Origin of the sequence: Tumebacillus amylolyticus (genome assembly GCF_016722965.1) — a bacterium.
Taxonomy (GTDB): Bacteria; Bacillota; Bacilli; order Tumebacillales; family Tumebacillaceae; genus Tumebacillus; species Tumebacillus amylolyticus.
The window spans coordinates 23,300-49,767 of record NZ_JAEQNB010000006.1 but is presented as its reverse complement, the minus strand read 5'-3'; the positions used below and the strand labels follow the sequence as shown (position 1 = coordinate 49,767).

The 26,468-nt window shown below is 55.3% G+C and carries 26 protein-coding genes and 1 pseudogene; 5 read left to right on the top strand and 22 right to left on the bottom strand.

All coding sequences use genetic code 11. The annotated features are described in order from the left end of the window. Positions 1 to 54 precede the first annotated feature (54 nt). The gene (locus tag JJB07_RS17920) at positions 55 to 243 is read left to right on the top strand and encodes a hypothetical protein (protein ID WP_201637428.1); all 189 of its coding nucleotides are present in this window, start codon (positions 55 to 57) and stop codon (positions 241 to 243) included. 58 nt (positions 244 to 301) lie between these two features. On the opposite strand, the gene JJB07_RS17915 is transcribed toward JJB07_RS17920, so the two are convergent. The 18 genes and pseudogenes from JJB07_RS17915 to JJB07_RS17830 all read right to left on the bottom strand — a co-directional run bounded on the left by JJB07_RS17915 (position 302) and on the right by JJB07_RS17830 (position 17,802). Continuing rightward, positions 302 to 1,045 carry an MBL fold metallo-hydrolase gene (locus tag JJB07_RS17915; protein WP_201637426.1) on the bottom strand — a complete coding sequence of 248 codons (744 nt, stop codon included), beginning with the start codon at positions 1,043 to 1,045 and terminating at the stop codon, positions 302 to 304. Further along, positions 1,042 to 2,121: a tRNA 2-selenouridine(34) synthase MnmH gene (mnmH, locus tag JJB07_RS17910; RefSeq protein ID WP_201637424.1), complete on the bottom strand. Its 1,080-nt coding sequence runs from the start codon at positions 2,119 to 2,121 to the stop codon at positions 1,042 to 1,044. Before mnmH ends, JJB07_RS17915 begins: the two co-directional genes overlap by 4 nt. Positions 2,122 to 2,238: 117 nt before the next feature. Then, a pseudogene (pduL, locus tag JJB07_RS17905) lies at positions 2,239 to 2,799 on the bottom strand (phosphate propanoyltransferase); the annotation flags it as partial. 104 nt (positions 2,800 to 2,903) lie between these two features. Beyond that, complete coding sequence (locus tag JJB07_RS17900) at positions 2,904 to 3,752, bottom strand: PHP domain-containing protein (RefSeq protein WP_201637420.1); 849 nt, start codon at positions 3,750 to 3,752, stop codon at positions 2,904 to 2,906. Positions 3,753 to 3,758: 6 nt separating this feature from the next. Then, positions 3,759 to 4,700, bottom strand: a complete 942-nt coding sequence (locus tag JJB07_RS17895) for a dipeptidase (RefSeq protein ID WP_201637418.1) — start codon at positions 4,698 to 4,700, stop codon at positions 3,759 to 3,761. 115 nt (positions 4,701 to 4,815) lie between these two features. Then, positions 4,816 to 5,076, bottom strand: a complete 261-nt coding sequence (gene spoVS / locus JJB07_RS17890; protein ID WP_015758542.1) for a stage V sporulation protein SpoVS — start codon at positions 5,074 to 5,076, stop codon at positions 4,816 to 4,818. A 148-nt stretch (positions 5,077 to 5,224) separates the two neighbouring features. Continuing rightward, positions 5,225 to 6,040 (bottom strand): TIGR00282 family metallophosphoesterase, encoded by an 816-nt coding sequence (locus JJB07_RS17885; protein ID WP_201637416.1) that lies wholly within the window; start codon positions 6,038 to 6,040, stop codon positions 5,225 to 5,227. Positions 6,041 to 6,058: 18 nt separating this feature from the next. Continuing rightward, complete coding sequence (locus tag JJB07_RS17880; RefSeq protein ID WP_201637414.1) at positions 6,059 to 6,565, bottom strand: hypothetical protein; 507 nt, start codon at positions 6,563 to 6,565, stop codon at positions 6,059 to 6,061. A gap of 121 nt (positions 6,566 to 6,686) precedes the next feature. Continuing rightward, the gene (gene rny / locus JJB07_RS17875; protein ID WP_201637412.1) at positions 6,687 to 8,228 is read right to left on the bottom strand and encodes a ribonuclease Y; all 1,542 of its coding nucleotides are present in this window, start codon (positions 8,226 to 8,228) and stop codon (positions 6,687 to 6,689) included. Between the two features lie 129 nt (positions 8,229 to 8,357). Continuing rightward, a complete protein-coding gene (locus JJB07_RS17870; RefSeq protein ID WP_201637410.1) occupies positions 8,358 to 9,179 on the bottom strand; it encodes a regulatory protein RecX in 822 nt (273 codons plus the stop codon). A gap of 31 nt (positions 9,180 to 9,210) precedes the next feature. Then, entirely contained in the window at positions 9,211 to 10,281 is a 1,071-nt protein-coding gene (gene recA, locus JJB07_RS17865; protein WP_283809156.1) for a recombinase RecA, read from the bottom strand. 162 nt (positions 10,282 to 10,443) lie between these two features. Continuing rightward, positions 10,444 to 11,460: a hypothetical protein gene (locus JJB07_RS17860; RefSeq protein ID WP_201637408.1), complete on the bottom strand. Its 1,017-nt coding sequence runs from the start codon at positions 11,458 to 11,460 to the stop codon at positions 10,444 to 10,446. Positions 11,461 to 11,512: 52 nt separating this feature from the next. Beyond that, positions 11,513 to 12,235 (bottom strand): metallophosphoesterase family protein, encoded by a 723-nt coding sequence (locus tag JJB07_RS17855; RefSeq protein WP_201637406.1) that lies wholly within the window; start codon positions 12,233 to 12,235, stop codon positions 11,513 to 11,515. 98 nt (positions 12,236 to 12,333) lie between these two features. Further along, positions 12,334 to 13,917, bottom strand: coding sequence for a DEAD/DEAH box helicase (locus tag JJB07_RS17850; protein WP_201637404.1), 1,584 nt, complete (start codon positions 13,915 to 13,917; stop codon positions 12,334 to 12,336). 10 nt (positions 13,918 to 13,927) lie between these two features. Beyond that, positions 13,928 to 15,181, bottom strand: coding sequence for a competence/damage-inducible protein A (locus JJB07_RS17845; RefSeq protein ID WP_236588188.1), 1,254 nt, complete (start codon positions 15,179 to 15,181; stop codon positions 13,928 to 13,930). A 67-nt stretch (positions 15,182 to 15,248) separates the two neighbouring features. Then, on the bottom strand, positions 15,249 to 15,830 hold the full coding sequence (gene pgsA, locus JJB07_RS17840; RefSeq protein ID WP_201637402.1) for a CDP-diacylglycerol--glycerol-3-phosphate 3-phosphatidyltransferase: 582 nt from the start codon (positions 15,828 to 15,830) through the stop codon (positions 15,249 to 15,251). 1 nt (position 15,831) lies between these two features. Beyond that, on the bottom strand, positions 15,832 to 17,178 hold the full coding sequence (gene rimO, locus JJB07_RS17835; protein WP_201637400.1) for a 30S ribosomal protein S12 methylthiotransferase RimO: 1,347 nt from the start codon (positions 17,176 to 17,178) through the stop codon (positions 15,832 to 15,834). 132 nt (positions 17,179 to 17,310) lie between these two features. Beyond that, the gene (locus JJB07_RS17830; protein WP_201637398.1) at positions 17,311 to 17,802 is read right to left on the bottom strand and encodes a YajQ family cyclic di-GMP-binding protein; all 492 of its coding nucleotides are present in this window, start codon (positions 17,800 to 17,802) and stop codon (positions 17,311 to 17,313) included. 190 nt (positions 17,803 to 17,992) lie between these two features. Here JJB07_RS17830 and JJB07_RS17825 point away from each other — a divergent pair, with 190 nt between their 5' ends. Together JJB07_RS17825 and JJB07_RS17820 are read left to right on the top strand one after the other, a co-directional pair. Further along, the gene (locus tag JJB07_RS17825) at positions 17,993 to 18,349 is read left to right on the top strand and encodes a YhjD family protein (protein WP_201637396.1); all 357 of its coding nucleotides are present in this window, start codon (positions 17,993 to 17,995) and stop codon (positions 18,347 to 18,349) included. Continuing rightward, complete coding sequence (locus JJB07_RS17820) at positions 18,346 to 18,699, top strand: hypothetical protein (RefSeq protein WP_201637394.1); 354 nt, start codon at positions 18,346 to 18,348, stop codon at positions 18,697 to 18,699. The genes JJB07_RS17825 and JJB07_RS17820 overlap by 4 nt, the downstream gene beginning before the upstream one ends. A gap of 53 nt (positions 18,700 to 18,752) precedes the next feature. Here the strand turns inward: JJB07_RS17820 and JJB07_RS17815 are convergent, their stop codons facing one another. The 3 genes from JJB07_RS17815 to JJB07_RS24065 are packed head-to-tail and all read right to left on the bottom strand — an operon-like array spanning position 18,753 to position 21,428. Further along, positions 18,753 to 19,592 (bottom strand): RodZ domain-containing protein, encoded by an 840-nt coding sequence (locus tag JJB07_RS17815; RefSeq protein WP_201637392.1) that lies wholly within the window; start codon positions 19,590 to 19,592, stop codon positions 18,753 to 18,755. Between the two features lie 37 nt (positions 19,593 to 19,629). Continuing rightward, positions 19,630 to 20,403 (bottom strand): DUF3388 domain-containing protein, encoded by a 774-nt coding sequence (locus tag JJB07_RS17810; protein ID WP_236588187.1) that lies wholly within the window; start codon positions 20,401 to 20,403, stop codon positions 19,630 to 19,632. Positions 20,404 to 20,426: 23 nt separating this feature from the next. Then, positions 20,427 to 21,428 carry a type 1 periplasmic-binding domain-containing protein gene (locus tag JJB07_RS24065; RefSeq protein ID WP_236588186.1) on the bottom strand — a complete coding sequence of 334 codons (1,002 nt, stop codon included), beginning with the start codon at positions 21,426 to 21,428 and terminating at the stop codon, positions 20,427 to 20,429. A gap of 164 nt (positions 21,429 to 21,592) precedes the next feature. Here JJB07_RS24065 and JJB07_RS17805 point away from each other — a divergent pair, with 164 nt between their 5' ends. Together JJB07_RS17805 and JJB07_RS17800 are read left to right on the top strand one after the other, a co-directional pair. Continuing rightward, a complete protein-coding gene (locus JJB07_RS17805) occupies positions 21,593 to 22,828 on the top strand; it encodes an MFS transporter (protein ID WP_201637388.1) in 1,236 nt (411 codons plus the stop codon). Positions 22,829 to 23,078: 250 nt separating this feature from the next. Further along, complete coding sequence (locus tag JJB07_RS17800) at positions 23,079 to 24,056, top strand: peptidylprolyl isomerase (protein ID WP_201637386.1); 978 nt, start codon at positions 23,079 to 23,081, stop codon at positions 24,054 to 24,056. Between the two features lie 51 nt (positions 24,057 to 24,107). Here JJB07_RS17800 and JJB07_RS17795 read toward each other — a convergent pair whose 3' ends face one another. After that, positions 24,108 to 26,309: a protease pro-enzyme activation domain-containing protein gene (locus tag JJB07_RS17795; RefSeq protein WP_201637384.1), complete on the bottom strand. Its 2,202-nt coding sequence runs from the start codon at positions 26,307 to 26,309 to the stop codon at positions 24,108 to 24,110. Positions 26,310 to 26,468 lie beyond the last annotated feature (159 nt).

The window sequence follows — 26,468 nt, the reverse complement described above, 5'->3', positions numbered from 1 at the left end:
ATGGATACTCTACCTAGCGAGTACAGACCAATCCGGTGAAAGGTGGGAGAGCACATGCCGAACCACAAGGACATCTTCCGTAACAAAGTCGACTTTGCTCACGAAGAGTTCGCCACCGAACTGTACAAGCCCGCGGGGAGACCGCGTCCGCGCGAGTACAAATCGCAGACCGGTCAACAGCCGAAGCACAGCTTGACCCACAAATCGAGGAAGCGCAACTTCCACGACAAAATCGGGCTGTAACTTCCGCCCCACAAGGCGAACCCCGCGTCTCCAACGAGACGCGGGGTTTTTTTCGCGGTTAAATTTCGTAGACGTCGCCTTTGGTTGCGATCAGAACTTCACGACCGAATTCTTCGGCGGCTTCCGCTTGAAGCAGCGTGCGATCGTAATCCGGATAGAAATGCGTCAGGCAGAGTCGTTTCACGTTGCGGCGCTTGCCGATCTGACCGACTTCCTTGGAAGTCAGGTGTCCGATGAAGTCCGGGCCTTTGTCCTTGTGCAACCACGACGCTTCACAGAGGAAAAAGTCGGCGCCCTCCGCGAGCTTCTCCAAGTTCTCAGAAAGCCCTGAGTCGGCGGAGAACACGAAGCGCTTGCCCTGATACTCGGCGGACACGGCCAAGCACGGGACGGCGTGTACGGTGTTGGTGAACGTAAACTTGATGCCGCACAGCGTCACTTCCGACTGCGCATCGAGCGGGATGGCGCTGACGTGGTCTTCAAGCGGCATTGTCGCGAAGTCGGCCGCCGGTTCCTTGTTGGCGTAGATCGGCAAAGGCTCGGTACGGTGCCCGTGCAGGCGGTGAATCATCACGGCGTAGCGCAACACCGGGATGTCGACCGTGTGGTCCGCGTGGTGGTGCGTGACGATCAGCGCGTCGATGTCTTTGACCTCGACATGCTTCAGCAGTTCCGACACGACCCCGCTCCCGCAGTCGATCAAGACGTTGCCCTCCTCCGTAGACAGCAACAGACCGGTCGTCGCACCGCCCGGAGCCGGGAACGGCCCCGTTTCACCCAAGATTCGCAGTTTCATCGTCATGACAGTATCTCTCCCTTGATTCGATCGCGCATCACCTGATCGGACAACACTTCCAGACGCAAAACCGCCCGGTCGAGATCGTCCGCGTCCACAGTGAGCATTTCGGACTGGTAGGTTTTCAATTTGTGCTCGTACTTCGGATCGTAATACCCTTCCAAAAGTTGCCCTGTGAAACGGGCATACTCCTGCTGTTCCAGCATCGCCCGCAGCTCCAGAAGGAGATCGCGCGGCATGCGTTTTTGGATGGAGGTCAACGCGTCGTTGAGCCCTTTTTTCAAAACCTCTTGGTCGCCTTGCGCCAAGTAGTCGTCCATCAGTCGCTCGACACGAGATCCAAGCGACGCTTCGATCAGCACGTGTTGGCCGTGGATCTTGTCCTGTTCCAGCCATTCCGGCATCACCGAATGCCCGATGCGGCGGCTCTCCGCTTCCATGAAGATCGGCTTCTCGGGATTCAATTCGCGAATCGATTCCCAGAGCATGGAGTCGAAGATTTTTTGGCTGTGCGGTTTCCCAAGCCCGATGGCGCCAAACACCGACCCGCGGTGGTTCGCCATGCCTTCCAGATCGAGCACTTGGTGCCCGCGCTCTTTGAGCATCAGCAAGAGTCGAGTCTTGCCCACACCCGTCATCCCGTGCAGGACGATCGGCGGGCTCGGCAGCCCATCGTAGACCGCAAGACCTTCCAAAACCAGTTGGCGATACGCACGGTAGCCGCCGCGCAGACGCTTCACGTCATATTTCAACAGAGACATGAACGTGCAAGCCGCAAAACTGCGCATGCCGCCCCGCCAGCAGAAGATCACCAACTCGCCCTGCTTCATCAGCTCTTCCATCTGTTCCACCAACTGCGGAATCTTGGGCGAAACGGTGAGCATCGCGAGTCTGCGCGCCGCAGCCGGACTCTCCTGCTTGTACACCGTCCCGATCATCGCCCGTTCGTCATTGGTAAAAAGCGGCACGTTCACAGCGCCCGGAATCGTGCCTTCTGCAAATTCGCCGGGTGAGCGAACATCGATCAACACTCGCCCCGACACGTCATAAAGTTCTTTGGCGTCCAATTCATGAAATCCCATGCGTTTTATTCTCCATTACCTGACAAATTCCGTCGGTTTTTCAATTTTAGGACTCGAATTCACACGAACAATCTCATTTCCGTGGAAATGCTCTTGCTCGTGCAAGCCGTCCAGTTCAATCACTTCCGCCTCATCTCCGGTCTGCACACCGGCGGCATTCGCTTCGTCGGTGTCGAGGTGGAAGTCCAACTTGTATTTGGGCGACACACGCGCCGACACATGTTCAAAAATCAACCCGCGCTCCCCCGACGTGCGGAGCGTCAGGAATTGCCCGTCGCGCACACCGTACCTCCGAGCCTCGTCCGGGGAAAAGTGAACGTGTCGCTTCGCGACGATCACGCCTTTTTCCAATTGCACCTGTCCCTGCGGCCCGATGATCGTGAGACCGGGCGAACCTTCGATCTGACCCGATTCCCGTACCGGTGCTTGCATGCCCAGTTTGAGCAGATCGGTCTTGGAAACTTCCAACTGCGTCTCCGGGCGCACAGGGCCCAGCACACGCACGCGTTCGATCTTGCCGCGCGGGCCTTGGAGATCGACCGTTTCTTCGGAAGCATACTGCCCCGGTTGTGACAGAGCTTTTTTCGGGTGCAACTGAGCGCCGGCACCAAACAGCGCGGTGAGGTGCTCTTGGCTCAGGTGGATATGCCTTGCCGATACACCGACCGGAATTTGCATCCAGTTCTCCCCCTCACATTATAGCGAAGTCAACTCTTTCTTGGCAGTAGTTTTCCTCAAAAACAAAAAAGACCACCTGTTAGAAACAGGCGGTCGCGGCAGAATTACCCTTTGGCGTTGTTGTTTTGCGATTGGAAATACGCGGACTTCGCTTGCAACTGGCGAACGACGTCCAGCGGGACGTTGACAGAACCCAGCTCTCCGCGATGCTCGGCACCGCCGCCGTGGAAGTCGGAGCCTCCGGTGGCGAGCAAGCCGTGATGGGCAGCGAGCGTTTTGTAATGCTGCCTTTTTTCCTCATCGTGGTCGGGGTGAGACGCTTCCAGTCCGATCAGACCATGCGGCACGAGTTCGTCGAACAGATAGTCTTTGCCGATGAGACCCGGATGGGCGACAACCGGCACGCCGCCCGCTGCGAGAACCACTTCGACCGCTTGCACCGGAGTGACCTTCATGCGGGAGACATAACCCGGCTTCCCGTAACCTAAGTATTTTTCGAAAGCTTCGGGCATGGTGCTGACATAGCCTTTTTTCATCAACACGCGGGCGAAGTGCGGGCGGCCGATCGCTCCCGCCGCTTCTGCTTGGATTTCTTCGCGGGTGATGTCGATGCCCGCTTCTTGCAGTTTGACGACCATTTTCTCCATGCGGTTGACACGGTCTTCGCGCATTTGGGTCGTCAACTCGACCAACGCCGGATGGGTCGGATCGTAGTAGTAGCCGAGGACATGGACTTCCTTGCCCTCAAACACGGTGCTCAGTTCAATCCCCGGCACGATCTCAACACCGAACTCCGCGCCTGCAGCTTGTGCTTCGGGAAGTCCGCCCATCGTGTCGTGGTCGGTGACCGCAAGCGCTGCGAGGCCATTTTGGTGAGCCCGCTCCACCAGTTCACGCGGCGTAAACGTGCCGTCGCTCGCCGTGGTGTGGGCATGCAAATCTGCAATCGCCATGTGCACCTACTCCTTCAGAATGCTTTCCAACACGCGCTTGAAGTTGCCTCCACATATCTTGCGCGTCACGTCGTCGCCGTATGCTTTGTTCACCGCTTCGATCAAGCGGTGGTAATGCTCGCCGTGCTCCAAGTCGGTCATCGTGGTTTCGATGCCGTCGAAGTCCGAGCCGAAACCGAGGTGGTTCTCTCCGCCAAGCGAGAGGATGTGGTCGATGTGGCGCATGAGATGCGAGATCGACGCCGGACCGTTGCAGATGAACGCCGGCACGTAGGTGACGCCGACCAGTCCGTTGGTTTTGAACAACGCTTTCAGTTGATCGTCCGTCAAATTGCGACGGTGGTCATGAATGGCGCTGGCGTTGGCGTGAGAAGCGATGACCGGCGCTTGGGAGAGTTCCATCACGTCCCAGAAGCCGCGCGGAGCCAGATGCGCTACGTCGACGACCATGCCCAGAGAGTTCATCTCTTGCACCACTTGTCGGCCAAAGGCAGTCAAGCCGCGGTCTTCCACTTCGCCTACACCGTCGGCGATGCAGTTGCCGTTGTTCCACGTCAGCCCCATCGCACGCACGCCCATTCGATACATCATGCGCAGGATGCGGATGTCTCCTTGCAGGAGGTCGCCGCCTTCGATCGAGAGCAGGCCGGAACGGACGCCCAACTCGAGATTTTTTTGCAGATCAACACGCGAGAGCACCGGACGGATGCCGTGCTTGCAGACCACTTCATAGAAGGTGTCGATATAGCCGAGGGTCATCGTCAATTGCTCTTCCGGGGTGTACGGAGGTCCGGAGAACAGCACAAAGAACTGCAGATCGATGCCGGCCTTCGCCAGTCGATCATAACCCAAGTGCAATCCGGAATTCGGGTTGTGGAAATCGAGGCCTTCCTTCTCCATTCGATACAGGATATCGGCGTGGCCGTCAATCAAGTACATCTTCTCCATCTGTCATCTCCCCTTTACTACCTAAAACCTTTCGCTCTGCGGAATAAAAAAACCTGCTTATCTAAGGATAAACAGGCTTCGCTCACTGAAAATGAGGTTATGAGTGCCGTATCGGTTAACGGGGTTCGACGATCAATTTGATGGCCGTACGCTCTTCCCCGTCGATCATGATATCGGTAAAAGCCGGGATGCAGATCAGGTCAACACCGCTCGGTGCAACGAACCCTCGTGCAATCGCTACTGCTTTTACAGCTTGGTTCAGTGCGCCCGCCCCGATCGCCTGGATCTCAGCATTCCCTCGCTCACGAAGGACTCCCGCAAGTGCGCCGGCTACAGAATTAGGATTGGATTTTGCTGAAACTTTTAATACATCCATTTGTTCGTACCTCCTTAAAAGGGTCTGGATCGATAGGACACTATATCTATATTCGCCCTATTCAAAATTATTCCTTCTCTAAAGAAGCTAATTTTCTCAAAATTCGACCATATAGACATTTAAGGTTGGGTACTGTGTTATGGAATTTTTAAAGAGTGAAAAGCGGAGTTGAGTTCTCAAACGGACGGTCAGGCGTGATCGAGATCCGTTCAATCTTGGTTGCGCGACCTCCATCGTTCAAGTCGATCACGACGCCATGCAACTGCCCCGCCCCTTGCGCGACTTCAAAACGGGTCGGCATCTGGGTAAGGAAGCGTTGGAGGACGAGGTCCTTCTGGAATCCGATGATCGAATCGTACGGACCGCACATGCCGACATCGGTCAGATACGCAGTGCCGCCCGGCAAGATGCGGTCATCTGCCGTTTGCACATGGGTATGCGTCCCGACGACAGCGGAAACGCGGCCGGCGAGGTAATTGCCCAGCGCGTACTTCTCCGATGTGGCTTCGGCGTGTACATCGACAAAGATATGCTTCGTCTGCGTCCCGATTTCCTCCAGAATCCGATCCATCGTACGGAACGGGTCGTCGTAGTCGCCCATGAAAGCGCGGCCGAGAACGTTGATGATGGCAACTTGCTCCTTGCCGACTTTGCACAAGGTGTACGGCTGGCCCGGTGTGCCAACCGGATAGTTTGCCGGTCGGACGATCCGGCGGTCGCCGTCGATGTACGACACCGAGTCTTTCTGATCCCACACATGGTTCCCCATGGTCAAGATGTCCACTTGCACATCAAAAAGCGCCTCTGCGAGACGCGGCGTGATCCCGCGACCGTTGGGCGCGATGTTCTCCGCGTTGGCGATGACGAGGTCAGGCTCATAGTGATCGAACAATTTCGGCATCCATGTTTCCACCATTTGCTTACCAGGATGTCCGACGATATCTCCTAAAAACAAAATCCGCACGTAGTGTGTTCCTCCGAACTATTTATTGTAGACAAACACGCGGCCGCCCTCACGGTACGCGACAATCGACTTCTCCCCACGCCACGTTTCTTTCTGGCCGAGGATCGATTCGATGATCTCTTCTTGGGCGTAGAGCTCCTCATCTTGCAACGGGAGCGCATCCGCGCCGATCAGATCACCATAAAACTCGACAAACAATTGCATGAGCAGTCGGACTTCCACGATGCTGAGTACGTCCACCGGTTGTTCATAGACCAACACGGTAATGCCCATCTGCATCGAGAATTCGACCCGTCCCAGAGCGGGAAACTTCGGGTCAACCATCTGACATGCTTCATAATACCCATTCAGAAAATCTACAAACTCCGTTTGGCGCGCTGCGTCCACTTGGTCTTTGATCAAGACGGTAAACGACAACGTCTGAGACGCTTGGTTGTAACGCAGAGATGCCAATTCCGGGTATCGAATCAAGAACGAGATCAGCAGATTCGTGCCCGGAGATTCCTTCAAGCGAAGTTTTGCCACAGAATCAACACCTTTAAGAAAAAAATCGATCTTGACACCTATTCGCCTCTTGACAGATGAAATCCTGCAGGTAAATGTAGGCGATCTCCTGCCAAAAAAATAAAGCAGCCAGATGGCTACTTTATTTTGCGTATTCGACGGCTCGGGTCTCCCGGATGACCGTAACTTTGATTTGTCCAGGGTAATCGAGTTCACTCTCGATCTTCTTGGATATTTCGCGTGCTACGCGTACCGATTCTGCGTCATCGATTTGCTCAGGCTTCACGATGATACGTACTTCACGGCCTGCCTGAATGGCATATGACTTGTCCACGCCGTCAAACGACTCGGCGATTTCTTCCAGCTTCTCCAAACGCTTGATGTAGATGTCAAGCGTTTCACGACGCGCACCCGGACGAGCTGCGGACAATGCGTCTGCGGCTGCGACCAGCATCGAGATCGGCGACGTAAATTCGATGTCGCCATGATGCGCACCAATCGCGTTTATGACAATCGGGTGTTCCTTGTACTTCTTCGCGAGGTCTACCCCGATCTCCACATGCGAACCTTCAACTTCGTGAGTGATCGCCTTGCCGATGTCATGCAGCAAACCTGCACGCTTGGCAAGTTGCACGTCCAGTCCCAGTTCGGCTGCCATGAGGCCTGCCAGATGCGAGACTTCGATCGAATGCTTGAGGACGTTCTGTCCGTAGGAAGTACGGTACTTGAGGCGCCCCAACACTTTGATCAGGTCGGGGTGAATGCCATGAACCCCGGTCTCGAAAGTTGCCTGCTCGCCTTCTTCGCGGATGCGGTCGTCGATTTCGCGACGAGCTTTCTCCACCATTTCCTCGATGCGGGCGGGGTGAATACGGCCGTCGGCAACCAATTTCTCGAGTGCCACACGCGCGATTTCGCGGCGAACCGGGTCAAACCCGGAGAGGATAACCGCTTCCGGCGTGTCGTCAATGATCAGGTCAATGCCTGTCAAGGTTTCAAGCGCACGGATGTTGCGGCCTTCGCGACCGATGATACGACCCTTCATCTCGTCGTTCGGCAGGGCCACGACGGAGACGGTGGTCTCGGCGACATGGTCGGCTGCACAACGCTGAATGGCCGTGGCGATGATTTCCTTCGCCTTTTTCTCAGCTTCGTCTTTCGCTTGATTCTCGATCTCCTTCATCATGATCGCTGCTTCATGACGGCACTCGTTCTCGACGTTGGTCAGGATCAACTGACGCGCGTCATCACGACTGAGGCCGGAGATACGTTCAAGTTCAGCCACTTGTTCACGAAGGAGCGACTCAGCGCGTTCCTTCATCTCTTCGATAGTACGTTCTTTATTCGTGAGGGTTTCTCCGCGTTTCTCAATCGCTTCGGTCTTGCGGTCGAGAGTCTCCTCTTTTTGGAGCAGACGGCGCTCGAGGCGCTGGACTTCGTTGCGACGTTCGCGGATATCCTTTTCAGCTTCGGAACGTAAACGGTGAACTTCTTCTTTCGCTTCGAGTACTGCTTCTTTTTTCTTGGCCTCGGCTTCCTTCGCGGCGTTCTCCACGATCTGCACCGCTTGGGCTTCTGCCGTCGCGATCTTGCCTTCTGCGATGTTGCGGCGCACCAGATACCCGATAAATCCACCGACGAACAAGAAAATAAGAGACAATAGGATCATTACCAAATAATCCATAGAGGGTGACGCCTCCTAGCCAGTCTATTATGATCTGAGCAAGCGACGCACGTCCTCGGTATGCGAAAGTTACAGTAGGGTGAGACCGAATCAAGCTGTTTATACGCAGTTATAATTGTATATGTTGTGTCAATCATTGTCAAGATTGGCGTGCTGACGGAAACGGCGAATCGCCTCAGCGGTCACAGAGCCGGAAAAGCCCCGTCGCGCCAAGTGTTGCGCGAGTTTTTGCCTTTCCTGATAGGAGAATTCAATCGTTTTGCGACCGACTTTCTTTTGCAAAAGTTGCACGGCTGCTTCGATTTCGACGTCGCCTTCAAATTCCGTCGAAATCGCTTCGTCGATGTCGTCACGCGTGACGCCCTTCTGCTGCAATTCCCAGCGCAGCATCGCCTTGCCCCGCGGGCGAAAACGTGTGCGGTTCTCCACCCACTGCCGGGCATACTCTCCGTCATCCAGGTAGCCGTAGCCTGCCAGCCACTCGATGGTGCGCTCGGCGACAGTTTCGTCATACTCCTTGCCCAGCAGGTAGTCGCGCATCTGCTTGCGCGTGCGCGGCTTCATGCCGAGGTACTTCACCGCCAGATCACGGGCGCGGAAGCCCTCTTCGTCACGCCAGACTTCACGAAGGAAGTCTGCGGTGACGTCGAGGCCCTTTTTCAGACCGTGTTGGTAGGCAACTTCCCGTCGGATGCCCATCAGGAATTTCTCGTCCAAGAACAGGCTCAGACGATCCGGATTGCCCTTCTGCGTGGTGAGAGAGGTGAGTTGACCGTCGCGAAAGTTTGGAATGCGGCGTTCCGAGCTGGAATCCGAACTGTGTTCAGATTCGTCGTCCTCGTCGTGACGCTCCTCCTCGACAAAATCGTCAGAGCTCCTGGATGTACCCCAGGAGCCCTTCGGTGAGCGGTTTTTGCCGCGTGCGTTGCGTTGGTTGTTAAAACGGTTCATGCGTCGTCTGCGTGATCAGCGCTCTGTTGGACTAGAACTCCAACAGTTCGCCGTCCGCCTCTTGGTCGGCCAGTTCTTCCGCCGTTGCTTTGAACGTTTCAGCGGATGCTTTGCCGACATTGTGGAATTCGCGGATCTTGGATTCGATCTTGAAGGCGATCTGCGGGTGGTCCTTGAGGAACTGCTTGGCGTTCTCACGGCCTTGGCCGAGGCGCTCGTCTTCGAAGGAGTACCAAGCACCGGACTTGTTCACGATGTCCAGCTCGGTGCCCATGTCAACGAGGGTACCTTCACGGGAGATCCCTTCGCCGAACACGATGTCAACTTCCGCTTGACGGAACGGCGGAGCGACTTTGTTCTTGACGACTTTGATACGAGTACGGTTCCCGACGGTGTCGTTGCCTTGCTTGATCGCTTCGGCACGACGAACGTCAAGACGCACGGTGGAGTAGAACTTCAGCGCACGACCACCGGTCGTGGTCTCCGGGTTCCCGAACATGACGCCGACTTTTTCACGAATCTGGTTGATGAAGATCGCGATGGTCTTGGACTTGTTGATCGCGCCGGCGAGCTTACGCAGCGCCTGCGACATGAGACGAGCTTGCAGACCCACGTGGGTGTCCCCCATCTCGCCTTCGATCTCTGCCTTCGGAACCAGTGCTGCAACGGAGTCGACGACGATCATGTCGACAGCGCCCGAGCGAACGAGTGCTTCTGCGATTTCCAGCGCTTGCTCCCCGGTGTCCGGTTGTGCAATCAGAAGGTCGTCGATGTTGACGCCAAGTTTCGCTGCATACGTCGGGTCGAGCGCGTGCTCTGCATCGATGAACGCTGCCTGACCGCCCGCGCGTTGCACTTCTGCAATCGCATGGAGGGTGACAGTGGTCTTACCGGAAGATTCCGGGCCGTACACTTCGATGATTCGCCCACGCGGGTACCCGCCGACGCCAAGCGCAATATCCAACGCCAAGGAACCGGACGAAGTTACCTCGATGTTCATCGAAGTCGCCGCCTCGCCAAGTTTCATGACGGAACCTTTCCCAAATTGCTTTTCGATCTGGCGTAGAGCCATGTCCAGCGCCGCTTTACGATCGTTTGCCAATGGTTACACTCCCCTTTATCAAAAACTCCGAAAGCACTAGCCATTCCCAGTCTAGTATTTCGAGTTCGTATCTCCAATCCCTGCACCCATTATATAATGATTCAAAATAAAAAGCAAACGTTTGTTCGCAAAAAAAGTCCCGGTGTATTCACCGGGACTTTTTTATCGTTGAAGCAGGTATTGGTTGAGCACACCGTCCTCGCGTTTCCACACGACGCTCGGTGCCTTGGTCTTGAAATCGTAGTGATAGAGCGCGCGAGGACGAGTCTGGTAGCCGTGCTTGTCGGTGTGGAAGGGCTCATCGAGCCTTGCCGCCGTGAAGTAAAACCCGCGACCGTCCGGCGCGTATTGCGGTTGTTTGAGTTCCGTGAGACCTCCACCCTGTTCCGTCAAGACGGACTGTGTGTTGCCCGTCGTCAAGTCGACATGTTGGATGAAGTAGCGCATGCGCTCTTCGTGCGGCCACTGCACGGCGGCATAAAGCGCATGTTGACCGTCCGATGACAGTGAGACATCGAGTACTTGCTTGTCCGATTCGCTGACGGTCTGCCCTTGGGTTGCGTCGCCTGCTTTGTAGAGTGTTAGTTTGTAAGGCGGCGAATCAACCGGCATCTCCATCTGGTGCGCTTCGTCGACTTTGACCTGTTCTTCCCGCAACGAGTAGCTCCACGCCAGCAAGTCGCCCGTTTTCGGGTTGACGTCAAAGCTCTGGACGCTTACATCACGCTCGTCGGGGCTCCAAACCTCCACCTTTGCTTCATTGAGGTCGTAGGCGGCAATTTGGGCGTTCTGTCGATCACGCTGAACGACACGCAGGTAGAGTTTGCCGTGCTTTTTGTCAAGGCGCAAGTTGTCGATTCGGGCGAATTGTTTGATGACTTGGCGGCGCGACTTGTTGCCGAGGTCCACTTCCGCCACGAGCAGTTGCTGGTCGGCGTCGCGATCTGCTTCGTACAGCCGTTTGCCGTCCGCTGTCAGCACCGCCACTTGTCCACCACCCTGCACAACCCGGTCCAACTCGCTGTCAGATTGGGCCTCAGGTTGAAATTGGTAGTGATGCACAGCTTCGTTTCCATCGGTGAAGGCGATCAACATCGTGAGTTCGGGGTCCCCAAAACCGCTACAAAGGAGCGCCCCAAGCAACATCCCCGCCACTTGCAGCCCAGTACGTTTGCGCATCGTTGTGTCTCCTTGCCATGTCTTTTCCTGTAAGGTAACACAACGATGGACATTACATACCCATGCGTGGCACGACGTACGTTTTCAGCCCGTCGGGACTGATCTCCAAGCAGTTCAATTGATTCCCGAACACACAGCCGCCGTCGACGCCGATGATCTTCTCGCCAAACCAGACGTCGCCGCAAGATTCGTTTCCATGCAGGCGGGTCGTCGGTGTGTGCCCGAACACCACGACGCCCGATGCTTGATGCGGCGTGAAGTGGAATTCGTCACGAATCCAGCGAAACGAACTCTTGTCCGTTTGCTTCCAATCCGCTTGCTTCGGGTCGATGCCTGCGTGGACGAAGATGTAGCCTTCCTCCTCATGGAAGTCCAGCAACTTGTCCATAAATTCCACTTGCTCGGCGTACTTCTCCTGGATCAATTGACGGGCTTCCCGTTCATAGCCGGAGACTCCATACGGCTTGCAATAGCTGTCGATCGTCTCGCGCCCGCCGACGACCTCACGCAGATAAAACGCGCTGCGCTCCCCTGCCGCCAGCCACTCCAAGAACAACTCCTCATGATTGCCTCCCAGCGCCACCGCGCCGTACTCGCGCACGAAGCCCATCACGCGCTCCACGACACCGCGAGAATCCGGCCCCCGGTCCACATAATCGCCCAGCAAGATCAGCTTCTCACGGTCCGGGTTGTAGTTGGAAAGCCGCAACAACTCCACAAATTCTTCGTCGCATCCATGTATATCACTGATCACTTTGAAGGTGCTCGTTGTCATGACTACAACTCCTTACAATTTTCAACAAATTCCGTTCAACAAAAGAGCTGTTGACGTATAAACTAGTGTCAACAGCCCTCGGGTATTGTCAAAATGTGTTACTTGCGAATGGCGCGTTCGCGCGGGCGTGCCGGTTCGAGGTTGACGCGCGCCCCGTTCATACGGGATTTGCGAAGCGCTTCGTACACGAACGGTGCCGACTCTTCCTGCACCTCGACAAACGTAAACTTTTCGAAGATGTCGATCTTGCCGACCGCGGTCCCCGGAATTCCCGCTTCTTCGGAGATGAAGCGAACGAGGTCGGACGGTCCGACCTTCGCTGAACGGCCGATGTTGACAAAGAAGCGCACCATGCCCGGTGCACCGCCCGTCTCCCCAAAGTTGTAGTCCGGCTCCGGTTGCTCGAAATCTTCGCCGCTGGCAATCTTGAGCGCTGCAGACGCGAGGTCGATCGGATCGAACTCGTCAACAAGACCTGCGAGAATGGCGCGGTAGGTCGCCAATTTCCCGTCCTGTACGGTGCGCACGAGACGGTCACGCCAGATCTCGGCTTGGCGCTCGGCGACGTCGGCCAGAGACGGCACCTCGCGAGCGACCAACTTGCCCTTGGTTTCCTTCTCGATCAATTTGAGCATCTTGAACTCCGGCGGCGTAACCAAAGTGAGGGCGAGGCCCTTTTTCCCGGCGCGACCGGTCCGTCCGATGCGGTGAACGTAGGATTCCGGGTCTTGCGGGACGTCGTAGTTGATAACATGAGTGACGTTCTCAACGTCGATCCCGCGTGCCGCAACGTCGGTTGCGATCAGCAGTTGGATGTCGTTCGTGCGGAACTTGCGCATGACGCGGTCGCGCTGCGCTTGCGAGAGGTCGCCGTGCAAGCCGTCTGCGAGGTAGCCGCGAGACATCAGCGCATCGCTCAACTCGTCAACACCGCGCTTGGTGCGGCAGAAGATGATGCCAAGTTCCACCTCTTCGCTGTCGACGATCCGGCACAAACTTTCCAACTTCGTGCGTTCCAGCACTTTGTAATACACTTGTTCGATCAACGGGACAGTCACCTCGCCACGGTTGATCGTGACGTTGACCGGGTCCTTCATATAGCGAGCAGACAGACGCTTGACTTCCGGCGGCATCGTAGCCGAGAACAGCAATGTCTGACGGTCGGACGGCGTCTCGCGGAGGATCGATTCGATGTCCTCGATGAAGCCCATGTCGAGCATTTCATCTGCTTCATCCAACACCGCGACGCGCAGTTTGTCGAGCTTGAGCGTGCCGCGGCGCAAGTGGTCAAGCACACGGCCCGGCGTCCCGATGACGACTTGCACGCCCTGTTGCAGAGCGCGGATCTGCGAACCGATGGACTGGCCGCCGTAGATCGGCAAGGTTTTCACGCGTTTGTATTTGGCGATTTTGCGCATCTCGCCTGCAACTTGGATCGCCAATTCGCGGGTCGGTGTCAAAATCAGCGCTTGTACAGGCTTGGTGGTTGTGACCATCTCGACCAGCGGAATCCCGAAGGCGGCCGTCTTGCCGGTACCGGTCTGCGCTTGCCCGATGACGTCGATGCCTTCGAGCACTTTCGGGATGCATTGGACTTGGATCGGCGACGGTTCTTCGAACCCCATGTCGCTGATGGCTTGGTAGACCTTTTTGTTCAGATTCAATTCAGAGAAAGTCGTCATATAGAGGAAATCACCCTTCGTTTTGAATGCGTTCGATCAAGCTGTGCAGAGCGGTTCGTGCTGCGCGCAGGCGCACTTGCGTGCGGTCTCCGAACAAGCGGTGTTCGCCCACCGTCGTACCGCCGGGTCCTGCCACGCCGATGTAGACGAGGCCGACCGGTTTCTCAGGCGTTCCCCCACCGGGTCCCGCGATGCCGGTCACCGAAATCGCCCACTCCACGCCCATCAGTTTGCGCGCACCTTCCGCCATCTGCTTGGCAGTCTCTTCACTGACCGCGCCGTGCTCACGGAGCACTTGCGGATCAACGCCGAGCACCCGTTCCTTGATCGTGTTGTCATAGGCGACGACGCTGCCGTAAAAATAATCGGAGCACCCCGACACATCTGTCAACATCTGCCCGATCATTCCTCCGGTACAGCTTTCCGCCGTCACCACGCGTTGGCCTTTTTCCCGAAGCAACAGCCCCGGTTTCACCGGCAACGTCTCGTCATCAATCCCGTACACATAGTGGCCGATCCGCTCACGGATCGCTTTTTCCACCGGGGTAATCAACGCTCGAGCTTCGTCTTCGGTCGCGGCGCTTGCCGTCAGACGAATGGTGCATCCGGCCTCCGAAGCGTAGGGCGCCACGGTCGGGTTGGACTGCGACTCGATGATGTCTTTGATCTTCAATTCCAAAGACGATTCCCCGATATTGAACGTATGCAGGTAGCGCGACGCAAACACTTGCTTCGCCGCTCCCTGCACGTGACGCAGGATCGGCAAGACCTGTTCTTGATACATGCCCTTGAGCTCAGCCGGAGGTCCTGGCAACAGGAAGTAGTGCACGCCGTCCGCTTCGATGTACTGCCCCGGAGCTGTGCCGCGCGGGTTGTCGAGCACAGTGGCTCCCTCGATCACCAACGCTTGTTGCTTGTTGTTCTCAGGCATCTCTCTGCCACGATATGTATAAAAGCTCCGAATATGTTCAACAATCTCGTCTGACAAATTCAGGGTTTTTCCGAGAAAGGATGCGACAACTTGGCGGGTTAAGTCGTCTTCCGTCGGACCGAGGCCCCCGCAGAGAATGATCACATTGGCTCCTCGTTGCTTGGCAATTCCCAGAGCTTTTTGAGCTCTCTCCAAATTGTCGCCCACGACGGCATGGTGGTATACCGCAATGCCGATCTCGGCCATCCGTTGTGAGAGGTATTGCGCGTTGGTGTTGGCGATCTGTCCCATGAGCAACTCCGTGCCGACGGCGATCAATTCCGCATTCATCATTCGACTCTCCTCCTTATGAAAAAGAGTAGCCAGTCGGAGTGAATCCGCCGGCTACTGATTGCTGTCATTAGGCTTCTTGAATCGCTGCTTTGTTTTTCACAAAATAGTCAACACCCGACCACGCTGTGATGATCACCATTGCATACACCATCACCAAGTCGAATCGGAAATTGAAGATGTAAAACGGAAAATTGTCGAGGATCAGTGTGACCACCGCAATGATCTGCAACGTGGTTTTCCACTTCGCCAGGTTGGAAGCGGCGATGACCGTACCGTTTGCTGCTGCAACGAGACGAAGGCCCGTAACAGCGAATTCGCGGGAGATGATCACGATCGCAATCCATGCATCAAGGCGCCCCATCTCGACGAGCGAGATCAAGACAGCCGAGATCAACAATTTATCAGCCAATGGGTCCAGGAACTTCCCGAAGTTGGTCACCATTTTCCGACTGCGCGCGATATAGCCGTCGAGACCGTCGGTGACCGCCGCGATGATGAAGATCAACGCGGCGACCAGATCGGTCACGGACGTCAGATGCCCGAAGAAAGTGAACTTCCCGAGATCCAAGCGCACCAACAAGAAAAACATCACGATGGGTACCAAGGAGATCCTGGCTAAAGTAATTCGATTAGCCAGATTGAACTTCACCCTAGACAGCCTCCCCCGAGAGGTCAAAATCGAACGCGTGCGTGACGCGAACTTTGATCATATCCCCGACTTTGGCGTCGGAATTTGCCACGAAGACGAGACCGTCGATGTCGCGGGCGTCAAATTGAGTACGGCCGACGCGGACGGAAGGGTCTTCCTCGTCAAACTTCTCAATCAACACGTCGAGCACTTCGCCGACATGGCGAGCTTGACGGCTTGCAGCCACTTCGCGCGCTACTTCCATCAAAATATTCGAGCGGCGCTCTTTGATTTCGTCCGGGACTTGAGCCGCAAATTCTGCAGACGGCGTCCCTTCCTCCGGCGAGTAGGTGAACACACCGATGTGATCAAATTCCAGTTCGCGAACAAAGTTGCAGAGGTTCTCAAAGTCTTCATCGGTCTCGCCCGGGAACCCGACGATAATCGACGTGCGCAGCGCAACATTCGGCACGCGCTCACGGATTTTTTTGACCAATTTGCGCACGCCCGCTTGGTGGCCCGGACGTTGCATCGACTTCAAGATGTGGTCTTCGGAATGTTGCAACGGCATGTCGATGTACTTCGCCACACGATCGTAAGAAGCGATGGCATCGATGACTTCATCGGTGAAGAAGCCCGGGTATGCGTAGTGCAGGCGAACCCAGTGCAGACCTTCGACATTGTTCAACGCTTCCAGCAGATCAGCCAGACGGCGTTGTTTGTAGATGTCGATGCCGTAGTCGGTGGTGTCTTGCGCGATCAAGATGATTTCCTTGACGCCTTGCGCAACCAGTTGTTCTGCTTCGGAGACGATCGATTCAATCGGGCGCGAACGCAATTTGCCGCGCATCGTCGGGATGATGCAGAACGTGCAAGCATGGTTGCAACCTTCCGCAATCTTGATGTACGCCGAAATGTTGCCCGACGTATGAACGCGCGGGGTGTTCTCGTCATAGAGGTAGATCGGGTTGCCCGCAGAGAAGAACTGCGGACGGGAACCGGTCAACGATTCCTCGATCAAATCGGTGATCTGAATGAAGTCTTGCGTGCCGACGATGCCGTCGATCTCCGGAATTTCCGTCATCAACTCGTCTTTGTAGCGCTGCGCCATGCAACCTGCTACGAGAACGGATTTGACGTTGGCGGTTTCTTTGAGGTTCGCCATTTGCAAGATCGTTTCAACCGACTCCGCCTTCGCATCGTCGATAAAACCACAGGTGTTGACGACCACGACGTCTGCGTCTTCTGCGTTTTCAACAATCGTGTAGTCCTGACCTTGGACAATCCCCATCATGACTTCAGAGTCTACGAGATTTTTTTCACAACCAAGAGTTACAAAGTGGATCTTTTGTACAGTTTTTTGCGTCACAGTGCTGTATCCTCCATCTATCGCCTACTGGCGCTGACCTATTAAGACATGCTGTCAATAGTATAAACCATGTAAGAATGGGTGTCAAAAAACAAACAGGGTCCCCCGTCGACGGGGCCCTGTTTGTGTTGCTCAGCGATAGTTGGTGAATTGCAGATCAATCGGCAAGTCGCTGTTTCGAACCAGTTGGATCACAGCTTGCAGATCGTCGCGGCTCTTGCCGGTGACGCGCACTTGATCGCCTTGAACGGACGCTTGGACTTTGAGTTTGGAGTCCTTGATGAGTTTGATGATCTTCTTGGCGTTGTCTTGGTCGAGGCCCTGCTTGAGTTTCGCCACTTGGCGCACGGTACCGCCCGACGCCGGTTCGATTTTCCCGAAGTCGAGCGACTTCAAGGAGATGCCGCGCTTGATCATCTTGGTTTCCAAGATGTCGATCACCGACTTCAATTTGAAGTCGTCGTCGCTTGCGATTGTGATGTCTTTCTCGCCCAGCTCAATGGAACTCTTGCTGTTTTTAAAATCAAAGCGGCCGATCATTTCCTTGACCGCTTGGTTCACCGCGTTGTCCATTTCTTGCATGTTGATCTCGCTGACGATATCAAAGGACGGGTCCTTCGCCATCGATATCTCCTCCTGTCTGTTGTTGCTTATGTATTGTCACTCATTATACCAGTGCCACGTGTTTCCTGCAAAATAGCTCTTTACACGAATACACGTTCGGGTTTAGAATACGAACAAATGTACTGGGGAACAATTGTTCTGAGAACGTTCGTTCCCACTTGCAAAGAGTCTGAATTTGGAGGGAAGCGGGATGGCGGAATCATTCCCATCACTTGGCGTCGTCAAGACCGTTCTGATCATGCACCTGTTGCGTCAGCAGATCGAGGCTGATCTAGCCCTGTTGGCGTCCGCTCCCCTGGGGTTGTCATCTTGTTTGATCGAACGACTGCAAAATTTGCACGGTCTGCTACTCACACGAATCGCCGAACACAAGCGTCTCTTGCGCCGCCACAGTGTTCGCGTCATTGAACAACAAAAAAACAGCGTGGACTTCACGATTGCCTATATGGAACGCGGCTATCGGGTCCAGCACTGTTTCTTACTTGCAACATTGCACGCCGAATCTGAAATTCTCTTCAAAACCCTTCTCGAAGGAGGCAGAGCATGAACGGCAAACGCGAACTTCGGCTCGCACGGGCCCTCTATCAATTGACAATGTACTTCGAATCGCTTCGCCAACCCTTAGACCTTGGAGAGTTGTACCGCCTGACGTATGGCGAACTGTGGCAAGATGCACCGGGAGCACTCTGGCTGGAGCATCTGGCACAGGATGATTATGTCGTCGTCGGGATGGAGGAGTTCCATACGTTGGAAACGATCTTCAAGACCATGGACAAGTCAGGTCTTGGCTTGCTTCTCGATACGATTGCGGAAGAGACCGCTTCTTTGGGAATTCATTGGGGAGTTCGGTACTTTGGCACCTTACGACGTCCCGATGACCCCAAATCGGATGCATGAAAAAAGGCCCCGGCCTCGAGACGAGCCCGAGGCCTGACCTTCGTGTGTTGCGCTTATTTTTTCTGAAACTCGTAGGTGTAGCCGCGCAATTGCGGTTCGAATGAGACGGGCAGGTCGTTCATCTTGAGCGTGATGAACTTCGACTTGCCGGTGAGGACGGCGATATCCTTCGTCGCGGTCCACGTACGGCTCTCCCCCACTTTGACGATGCCGGTCTCCACCACTTTGCCGTCAGCCGTCACCTGTATCCAACAATTGTCTTGCGCGGTCAGCACGAGAGACAAGTTGTCAGTATTGCCCACCGCATAGAGCGTGCGGTTGCTTTCCTTGGCAGACTGCGTTACGGTCGCCTGCGGTTTCGGTGGTTCGGGCTGCGGTTGAGGCGCCGGGGTCGGTGCGGGAGTCGGAGTCGGAGTGGCTTGCGTCGTGGGGGTAACGTCTTGCGCATTCGCCGTCGCTTGGGTTTGCGCTTGCCCGGTGTCTTTCGGGCTTTCGTTTTTCACGAGCAACACATACGCCGCCACCAACACGGCCAGCACGCCCACGCCTGCCACGATCTGCGGCAACAGACGCGAATTGCCAATCGACGACTTCGACACTTCGACCGTCGACGATTTCTTGGCCGCACGTCGCAAGGATTCGACGGGGGCTGTCTCGGACGACGTTTGAATGAGGTTATGACGCTCGAGAAGCTCCTGTCCGTTCATCCCCAAGTATTCGGCATAGCTCTTGATGAATCCGCGAGCATAGACGAGGCCCGGCAGGGCCGACAGGTCTCCCTGCTCAATCGCTTCCAGATAGCGGGTGCGAATTTTGGTGTCCTGTTGCACCTGTTCAAGCGTCAAGCCCTTCTGCTCACGCGCCTGTTTGATTTCTGTTCCGAGTTCCTGCACGTTGCACTACCTCCTTCGAGAGTCTCTGCTGTCGGTTTTAACTGATATCGAAGGATGAGAATCCGGTTTGAATCATCTGGTACGAGATCTCCTCGTCGGGGGTATTGCGCAATTCGATGATGCGGTCGAAGTGCTCCCAGCCAAACTCCGTCTCACGGACGAAGATATCCGGGTGTTCGATCACCTTCGGCGCTTCCAAGCGCATGATCTCCCGGACGAGAGAGCGATGCTGATCGTTGGCCCGATGCGTGGACACGATGCCATCCAACAGGAAGACCATGTTGTCAGCAAACATCTCGTCTTCGTCCAGACGTGTACGGATCGTCTGGCGCAACAGGGTCGACGAAACGAATGACCACCGCTTGTTCGCGTAGACAGACGCGGCGACAATCGACTCCGTTTTCCCCACGCGCGGCATCCCTCGGATTCCGATAACCTGATTGCCTTCCTTTTTTAGTAATTCCCCCAAAAAATCGACAAGAATTCCAAGTTGATCCCTCGTAAATTTATACGTCTTGGTATTCTCCGATGATTCGCGTTGGATGAACACACCATGACGCAGGGCCAATCGGTCCAACAACGTCGGTTGGCGCAACGCCGTCACCGTAATGTTCTCGACTTTGCGAAGCATAGAACGCAACGCGGAGATCTTCTGCCGGTCGTTTGTTGTCAAGAGGAAGCCGCGGTTGAATTCATCGACCCCGCTGACGGTGAGGATGTTGATCGAGAGCATCCCGAGCAACGATGCGATGTCACCGAGCAGACCTGGACGGTCTTTGTGAATGTGATATTCCAGATACCATTGTTCCAACGTAGACAACCCCTTTTCTCTCTCTACCAGGTCCCCGGTTTCAACGCACCAGAGGCGAGCTGGTCGTTGATCAACTCCAAGCGAGTGGCAAGCGATTTGTCGAGGAACAGCCCCGGTTGCGTCAATTGGTAGATCTGTTTGGCGGGTACTTCCACCGCTTGCCCCGCCGACCATTTCCCCTCTTGCAACAATTGGCTCTCCTCTTTGACCGCCTCCTGCAACAGAGAGGACGGTTGCGCCACACTATTGGATTGATATGCCAGTCCCTTCGTACTTTGATCTGTACGAATAATTTTCATACCTCGATCTTGAATCTTCGCCCAAACTTCATCGGGCATCTCATCCATGAGCAACAACGAACGCCCGGTCAGGGTCGCTTTCTGAACAGAAGTACCCGTCTTGCCTGTGTTCGTGGTCGGTGGAAGGATCGCGTCCTTGGGCACCTGTACGGGCGCGTCTTTGCGTCCGGCAAACCGTACTCCTGCGAGCACCAACTGCCAATCGGAGTCGGTGGTCGGACGAACTTTGTCCACATAGACGCTAAACGGAGCGCTTGATTCCTTGTTCGCTTCGGCTGCGAGGAATCCCGCGAGGAACATCATGCGGTTGTGATCATGACGCATCGTCCGTACATTTGACAACTGAGGAACGTTCTCATCGCCCAATACAGCGAAGCGCTTCTCGGGATGCTTTTGCGCCACAGCTTGCAAGTTATCTGACGCCGTGTTTAGCAACACGAGATCCACACCGGGAGTCCCTGCAGCCTTGTCCAACGCCGCTGCGGCCTCTTCGGGCTTCGCAAGCCAAGTCACGTTCGTGGCCATTGCGAGAGTTCCGGCGAGTTGGCTCGTCATCTCTTGGATGGCGGCTTTCTGTTCATCGTTGTCAGCGACGGCAATCACCGACATCGCCCACTTCACTTGATTCGGTTTCAATTGATCATATTCCGGTTGACAACCGGAGACGAGGACTGCCGATACAGCGACTGCGGCAACAAAAGCCGCGAAACGTCGATTAAATGTCATAGGAAATGTCGTACACTCCTGCCTGTAAAATTGCCATTCAATTAAAAATACGCACTCTAAATTAGTATAGCACACTCTGTCTCAGGGATGAGAATTTTTCCAGACGTAACCGGATGACGAGACGGGAACGCTTAGTAGTATCTATCCCATATGAGGAGGAGTTCATGATTCGCAACGCAGAGACACCGCATGAAGCCCTGCCGCCAAGCGGCCGTTGGTTGCTCGCGGTCAACGCCCTTTTTGCGGGTGCGAGCGCCCTGTCGAACACGTTTTTGAACATCTATCTCTGGAAACTGGTGCAGGGACTGGAGCAGATCGCCCTGTACAACTTCTTGATCTTTCTCTTCACCGCACTGGGTTACGGAGGAGCCGGTTGGCTCGCCAAACGGACAGACCGTCTCTATACGTTACGTTTGGGTGTCTCGTTTCTGGCGGTCTTCTATGTACTGATCTTGATCCTGGGTCCGCGCGTTGCCCAAAACTATGCATGGCTTGGCTGCTTGCAAGGGGCCGGAGCGGGCTTCTACTGGCTCTCGATGCAAGTGCTGGTCTTCGAGGTCACAGAGCCTGAAACACGGGATTCCTTCAACGGCGCGAACGGTTTCCTGTTCGCAGTGGCAAGCGGTGTGGCCCCGTTGCTCGCAGGCAAGTTGCTGACTGCGATGCCGGATCGCGGCTACCACATTTTGTTTATGATTTCCTTGGCCCTGTTTCTCGCATCCGTCCTCTGTACGTGGCGATTGGAGCATCGGTCTTCCCCTCCGGAGTACAACTTGCGACTCGGCTACAATCCACCGTCTTACGGTCCGATGTGGCGACGCAAACTGCTGATTTCGTTCTTCCTCGGGTTCCGTGAAGGGGTCCTGGTCTTTCTGCCTTTCTTGCTCGTGTTCTTGGTAACCAAAAACGAGCTGACCGCTTCCCGCTACTTGCTTATGACCTCGGTTGCCTCCTTGATCGCCTATTACATCGTCAAACGCTTCCTCACGTTTGAGCGGCGGCTTCTGTTTGTCACAGTATCCGCACTGATGTTAGCCCTGTCTGTCTTGCTGTTGCTTTGGCACGTGAACACATTCTCGCTGTTTGTCTTCGGGTTGCTCAACTCTCTGTTTAGCCCGTTGCTGCTCATTCCCTATTCCTGCTTTTCCTATGACATGATGGGCAAGTTGCCGGATGCCGTCCACCGCAAAGTCGAATACCTCGTCATCCGCGAAGTGGCGATCAATTCCGGCAGATGCTTGGCACTTGGCGTGCTGATCGCATGCGAGTTCTGGTTGCCCAATGTACTTTCCAACCGCATCGCGTTCCTGATCGTCGGTCTCTCTCCCCTGGTTGGTTTGCTCTATTTCCGCCGCTCCTCGAAGGAATTCATTTCCACTTTCTTGAAATCCAAATGTTAAAAAAGGAACTTCGATTATCGAAGTTCCTTATCTCTCCTGCATCTTTTTCTCTTTTCGTTTCTTCCTATTCGACATGACCGCCGCAAGTGTAAAAGCGATCACCATCACCGTAACGAACATGAGAGCCATGAAAAATTCCATACCCATGCTAAGCAATTCCTCCTTCTCGTACAATCGCTCCTATTGTACCACTTTTCCTCCTCCCCGAAACCGTCTATTATTTAGTAGTAGTAGAAGGGAGGAAATCCACTTGTCCACCAAAACCACCTCGATGTTCCTGTCCGGGATCCTGCTTGCCGGGTCTCTGATCGCACCTGCCGCTCAGAAAGCGGAAGCCGCTTCCAATATCACGGTCACGCTGGATGGAAATGTTCAACTCTTCGACCAGCCTCCTGTCACGGTGCAAGACCGCACCCTCGTCCCGTTGCGCAAGATCTTCGAAGCCCTCGGTGCTACGGTCAATTGGGACGAAGACACCCAGACGGTCACCGCCGTCAAGGACCGCAACACGATCAAACTGCAAATCGGCTCAAACACTGCGCATAAAAATGACCAGTCCCTGACGCTCGACGTCCCGGCTCAGGTCCAGAACGACCGCACCTTGGTCCCCGTACGCTTCGTGAGCGAGGCGCTCGGTGCCTATGTCTACTGGCACGAAGATACGCAGACGGTCGACATCCGCACACCCGGTGTGGCCAAGCACTATGCGAACCCGCCTGTGATGAGCCTTGATACTTCCAAGGACTACAGCGCCGTCGTTGATACGAACAAAGGCACGTTCAAGATCCACCTCGACTTCTCCGATGCTCCGCTTACCGTCAATAACTTTGTGTTCCTCGCACGCGATCATTATTACGATCATGTCAAGTTTCATCGCATCGTCGAGAGCTTCATGATCCAGGCCGGCGACCCGACCGCCACCGGCTCAGGCGGCCCCGGTTACACGTTCCAAGACGAACTTTCCCCGACCAAGCACTACGTCCCCGGTACCGTCGCGATGGCAAACGCCGGCCCGAACACCAACGGCAGCCAGTTTTTCATCGGAACGGGCGATGATGTGAAGAACTTGGATCGCTACCCGAACTACACGGTGTTTGGCGAAGTGACGGACGGCATGGACGTTGTCCACGCCATCGCCGCAACGCCGGTCACCGAATCCCGATACGGCGAGGTCTCGCAGCCGATCGAAGATGTCGTGATCAACACCGTAACAATCGAAGAGAAGTAAAAAAAGAACCGGGCCCCGAGGGGTCCGGTTCTTTTTTTGGTAACGCAAGGATTAGTTGTACTGCAGGGAAACATCATCCACGTAGAACGACGTCGTGTTCGAGGAGTCGTTCGTGCCGAGCAGGTACACGCGGACGGTTTGGCCTTTGTAGCTGGAGACGTCAAACGTTTGCTTCACCCAGCCGGTTGCCGTAGCATCGGATTGCGTTTGCAGCGTCGACAGTACGGTGTTGCTGGAGTTGCGCAGTTGGACTTTCAGGTAGTCGTACGAGTGAGAGGTTTCCGTGGTGGAAACGTAGGTCCACAGGGACAGCGTAGCGCTGGTTGCGGTGGACGGGATGGTAACGGTTTGGTAAGCGGAGTCGGTGCAGTTGTTGTACCCGCAGAGGTAAAGACCTTTGGTGCCTGCATGCGGCTTCGAGGTGTCAACGAGTTCGTAACCGCCGGAGGAAGATTCGGTCCAGTTCGTGGAGCCGGATTCAAAACCACCGTTTACGATCAACTCGCCACCCGGCGGCGGCGGCGGCGGGGTGGTGCCGCTGTTGATGTCGCGGATCAAGTTCCATGCATCCGGAGTCCCGATGCCGGTTGCGAGGTCGTAACCGGAAGTTGCCGGGTAGTACAGGTTCGTACCGGTCGTAACGTCATGGTATGCATTGTAGGTTTGCGTCGTGTTGAACATTTTGTACAGGGTCGGGTTTGCTTGACCCAGTTTGGATTTGCCGTTCGATGCAGCGTAGTTGTTGTTCAGTGCTGCGATCCCAGCCCACAGCGGAGCGGCGCAAGAAGTACCGCCATAGACAACCCAAGAGCCAGCCGAGTAGATCGAGTAGCCGGTTGCCGGGTCAGCTACTGCGGAGACGTCCGGAACTTGGCGCTTGCCGTTGGAGTAGGAGTTCGAAACGCCCGGGCCGGTCTGCCAAGACGGTTGTGCATAGACGGTGGACAGACCGCCGCCGCCGCCCGATTTGTTCGAAGAGTTGCCCCATACTTTTTCGGAGCCGTAGGAGGTTCCGGACAGGGTCATGTAGGTGCCGCCTACGCCGGTGACGTAGGTGTCGTCTGCCGGGTTGTCAACCGACAGCTTGGTATCGCCGCAGTCATATGCACCGTCGTCGCCTGCTGCTGCGAATACGGATTGACCTTGGGTCGCCATTTGTTGGAACACGGTGTGCAAAGAGCTCATCGAGGAAGCGGTGTTGTTCGGTTCGCACAGACCCCACGAGATGGAGACGACTTGCGCCGTGTTGTCGTTTGCGATTTTTTTGTAGGTGTCGAGTACGCCTGCGTCGGTGTTCGGGCCTTCGTAGACGATCGTGTTCGCTTTCGGAGCGATTGCGTTCACGACTTCGATGTCGAGTTCAACTTCGCCTTGGCCGCTGCCCGCAGCACCGTTGTAGCCGTCAACCAGCACTTTGGACGGGGTCGGAGAGCCGAGGCCGTAGTTGTTCACGTACGTGGTGATGTTCGATTGCACGTAGCCGTCCAGTTCGAACAGAGCGACCGTTTGACCTGTCCCGTTGTAACCTGCGGAGATGACCGGGGAGATGTCATACGCGTTGCGCAGTTCAGTCGGGGTGTAGCCGCCCGTCGGGCCGGAGCCTACGTTCGGTTGCAAGAGGTTCGGTTTGCCCGCGACGTACGGAGCGTTCGAAGTGGTCGGTTTTTGCGTTGCGTTGCGGTGAGCAACCGCTTCGCTGGACAGACCGTGTACGCCCAGCAGTGCGTTCGCGATCGCCGACGGAACCACCGGAGCATCGCTGTTTGCGAAGTAGGTTTCACCCTTCGCGTTCTTGTAGTTGTTCAAGGTTACGCCGAAAGCGGATTCGATTTGCGAAGCCTTGCCTTCAACGGTGATGAACTGTTGGTCTTTGGACATGTCGGAAACCGTCAGTCCGTTGGATTTCACGTAGGAAACCACGCTGTCAACATCCGATTGTGCCGGGCCGAATTTGCTTGCCCATTGATCAGATGTGAGGAATTTCTTGTAGTTCGGAGATGCCGGATCGTACAGATCCGCGATGAATCCGTCGATTTGATCCGCGTGTTGCAACTTCAGAGACAGTGTGATCGAGACTTTCTCATTGCCTGCTTTGTGACCGAGCAGGGTGCCGTGTTTGGCGGAGTTCGCCTCTTGCCCGTTCATCTTGACTTTGACAGGAGCTTGCGCCATTGCGCCTTGAACAGGTGCGAATGCAAGGCTCAGCACAGCCAATGCAGTCGGGATCAGAGCTTTTTGAAAACGTTTTGCCATTGGTTTGAGTCCTCCCTTTCTCTGTGTAGGTACCTAAGACTTAAGTCCCGGTCGTGAATCCAACCCGTGAACACAACGCCACTATAGGTAATTCACGTTTAACACCGGGTTGTGAATTTATTGTATATAGGAACAAATACTCTCACAATGCGATTTTTT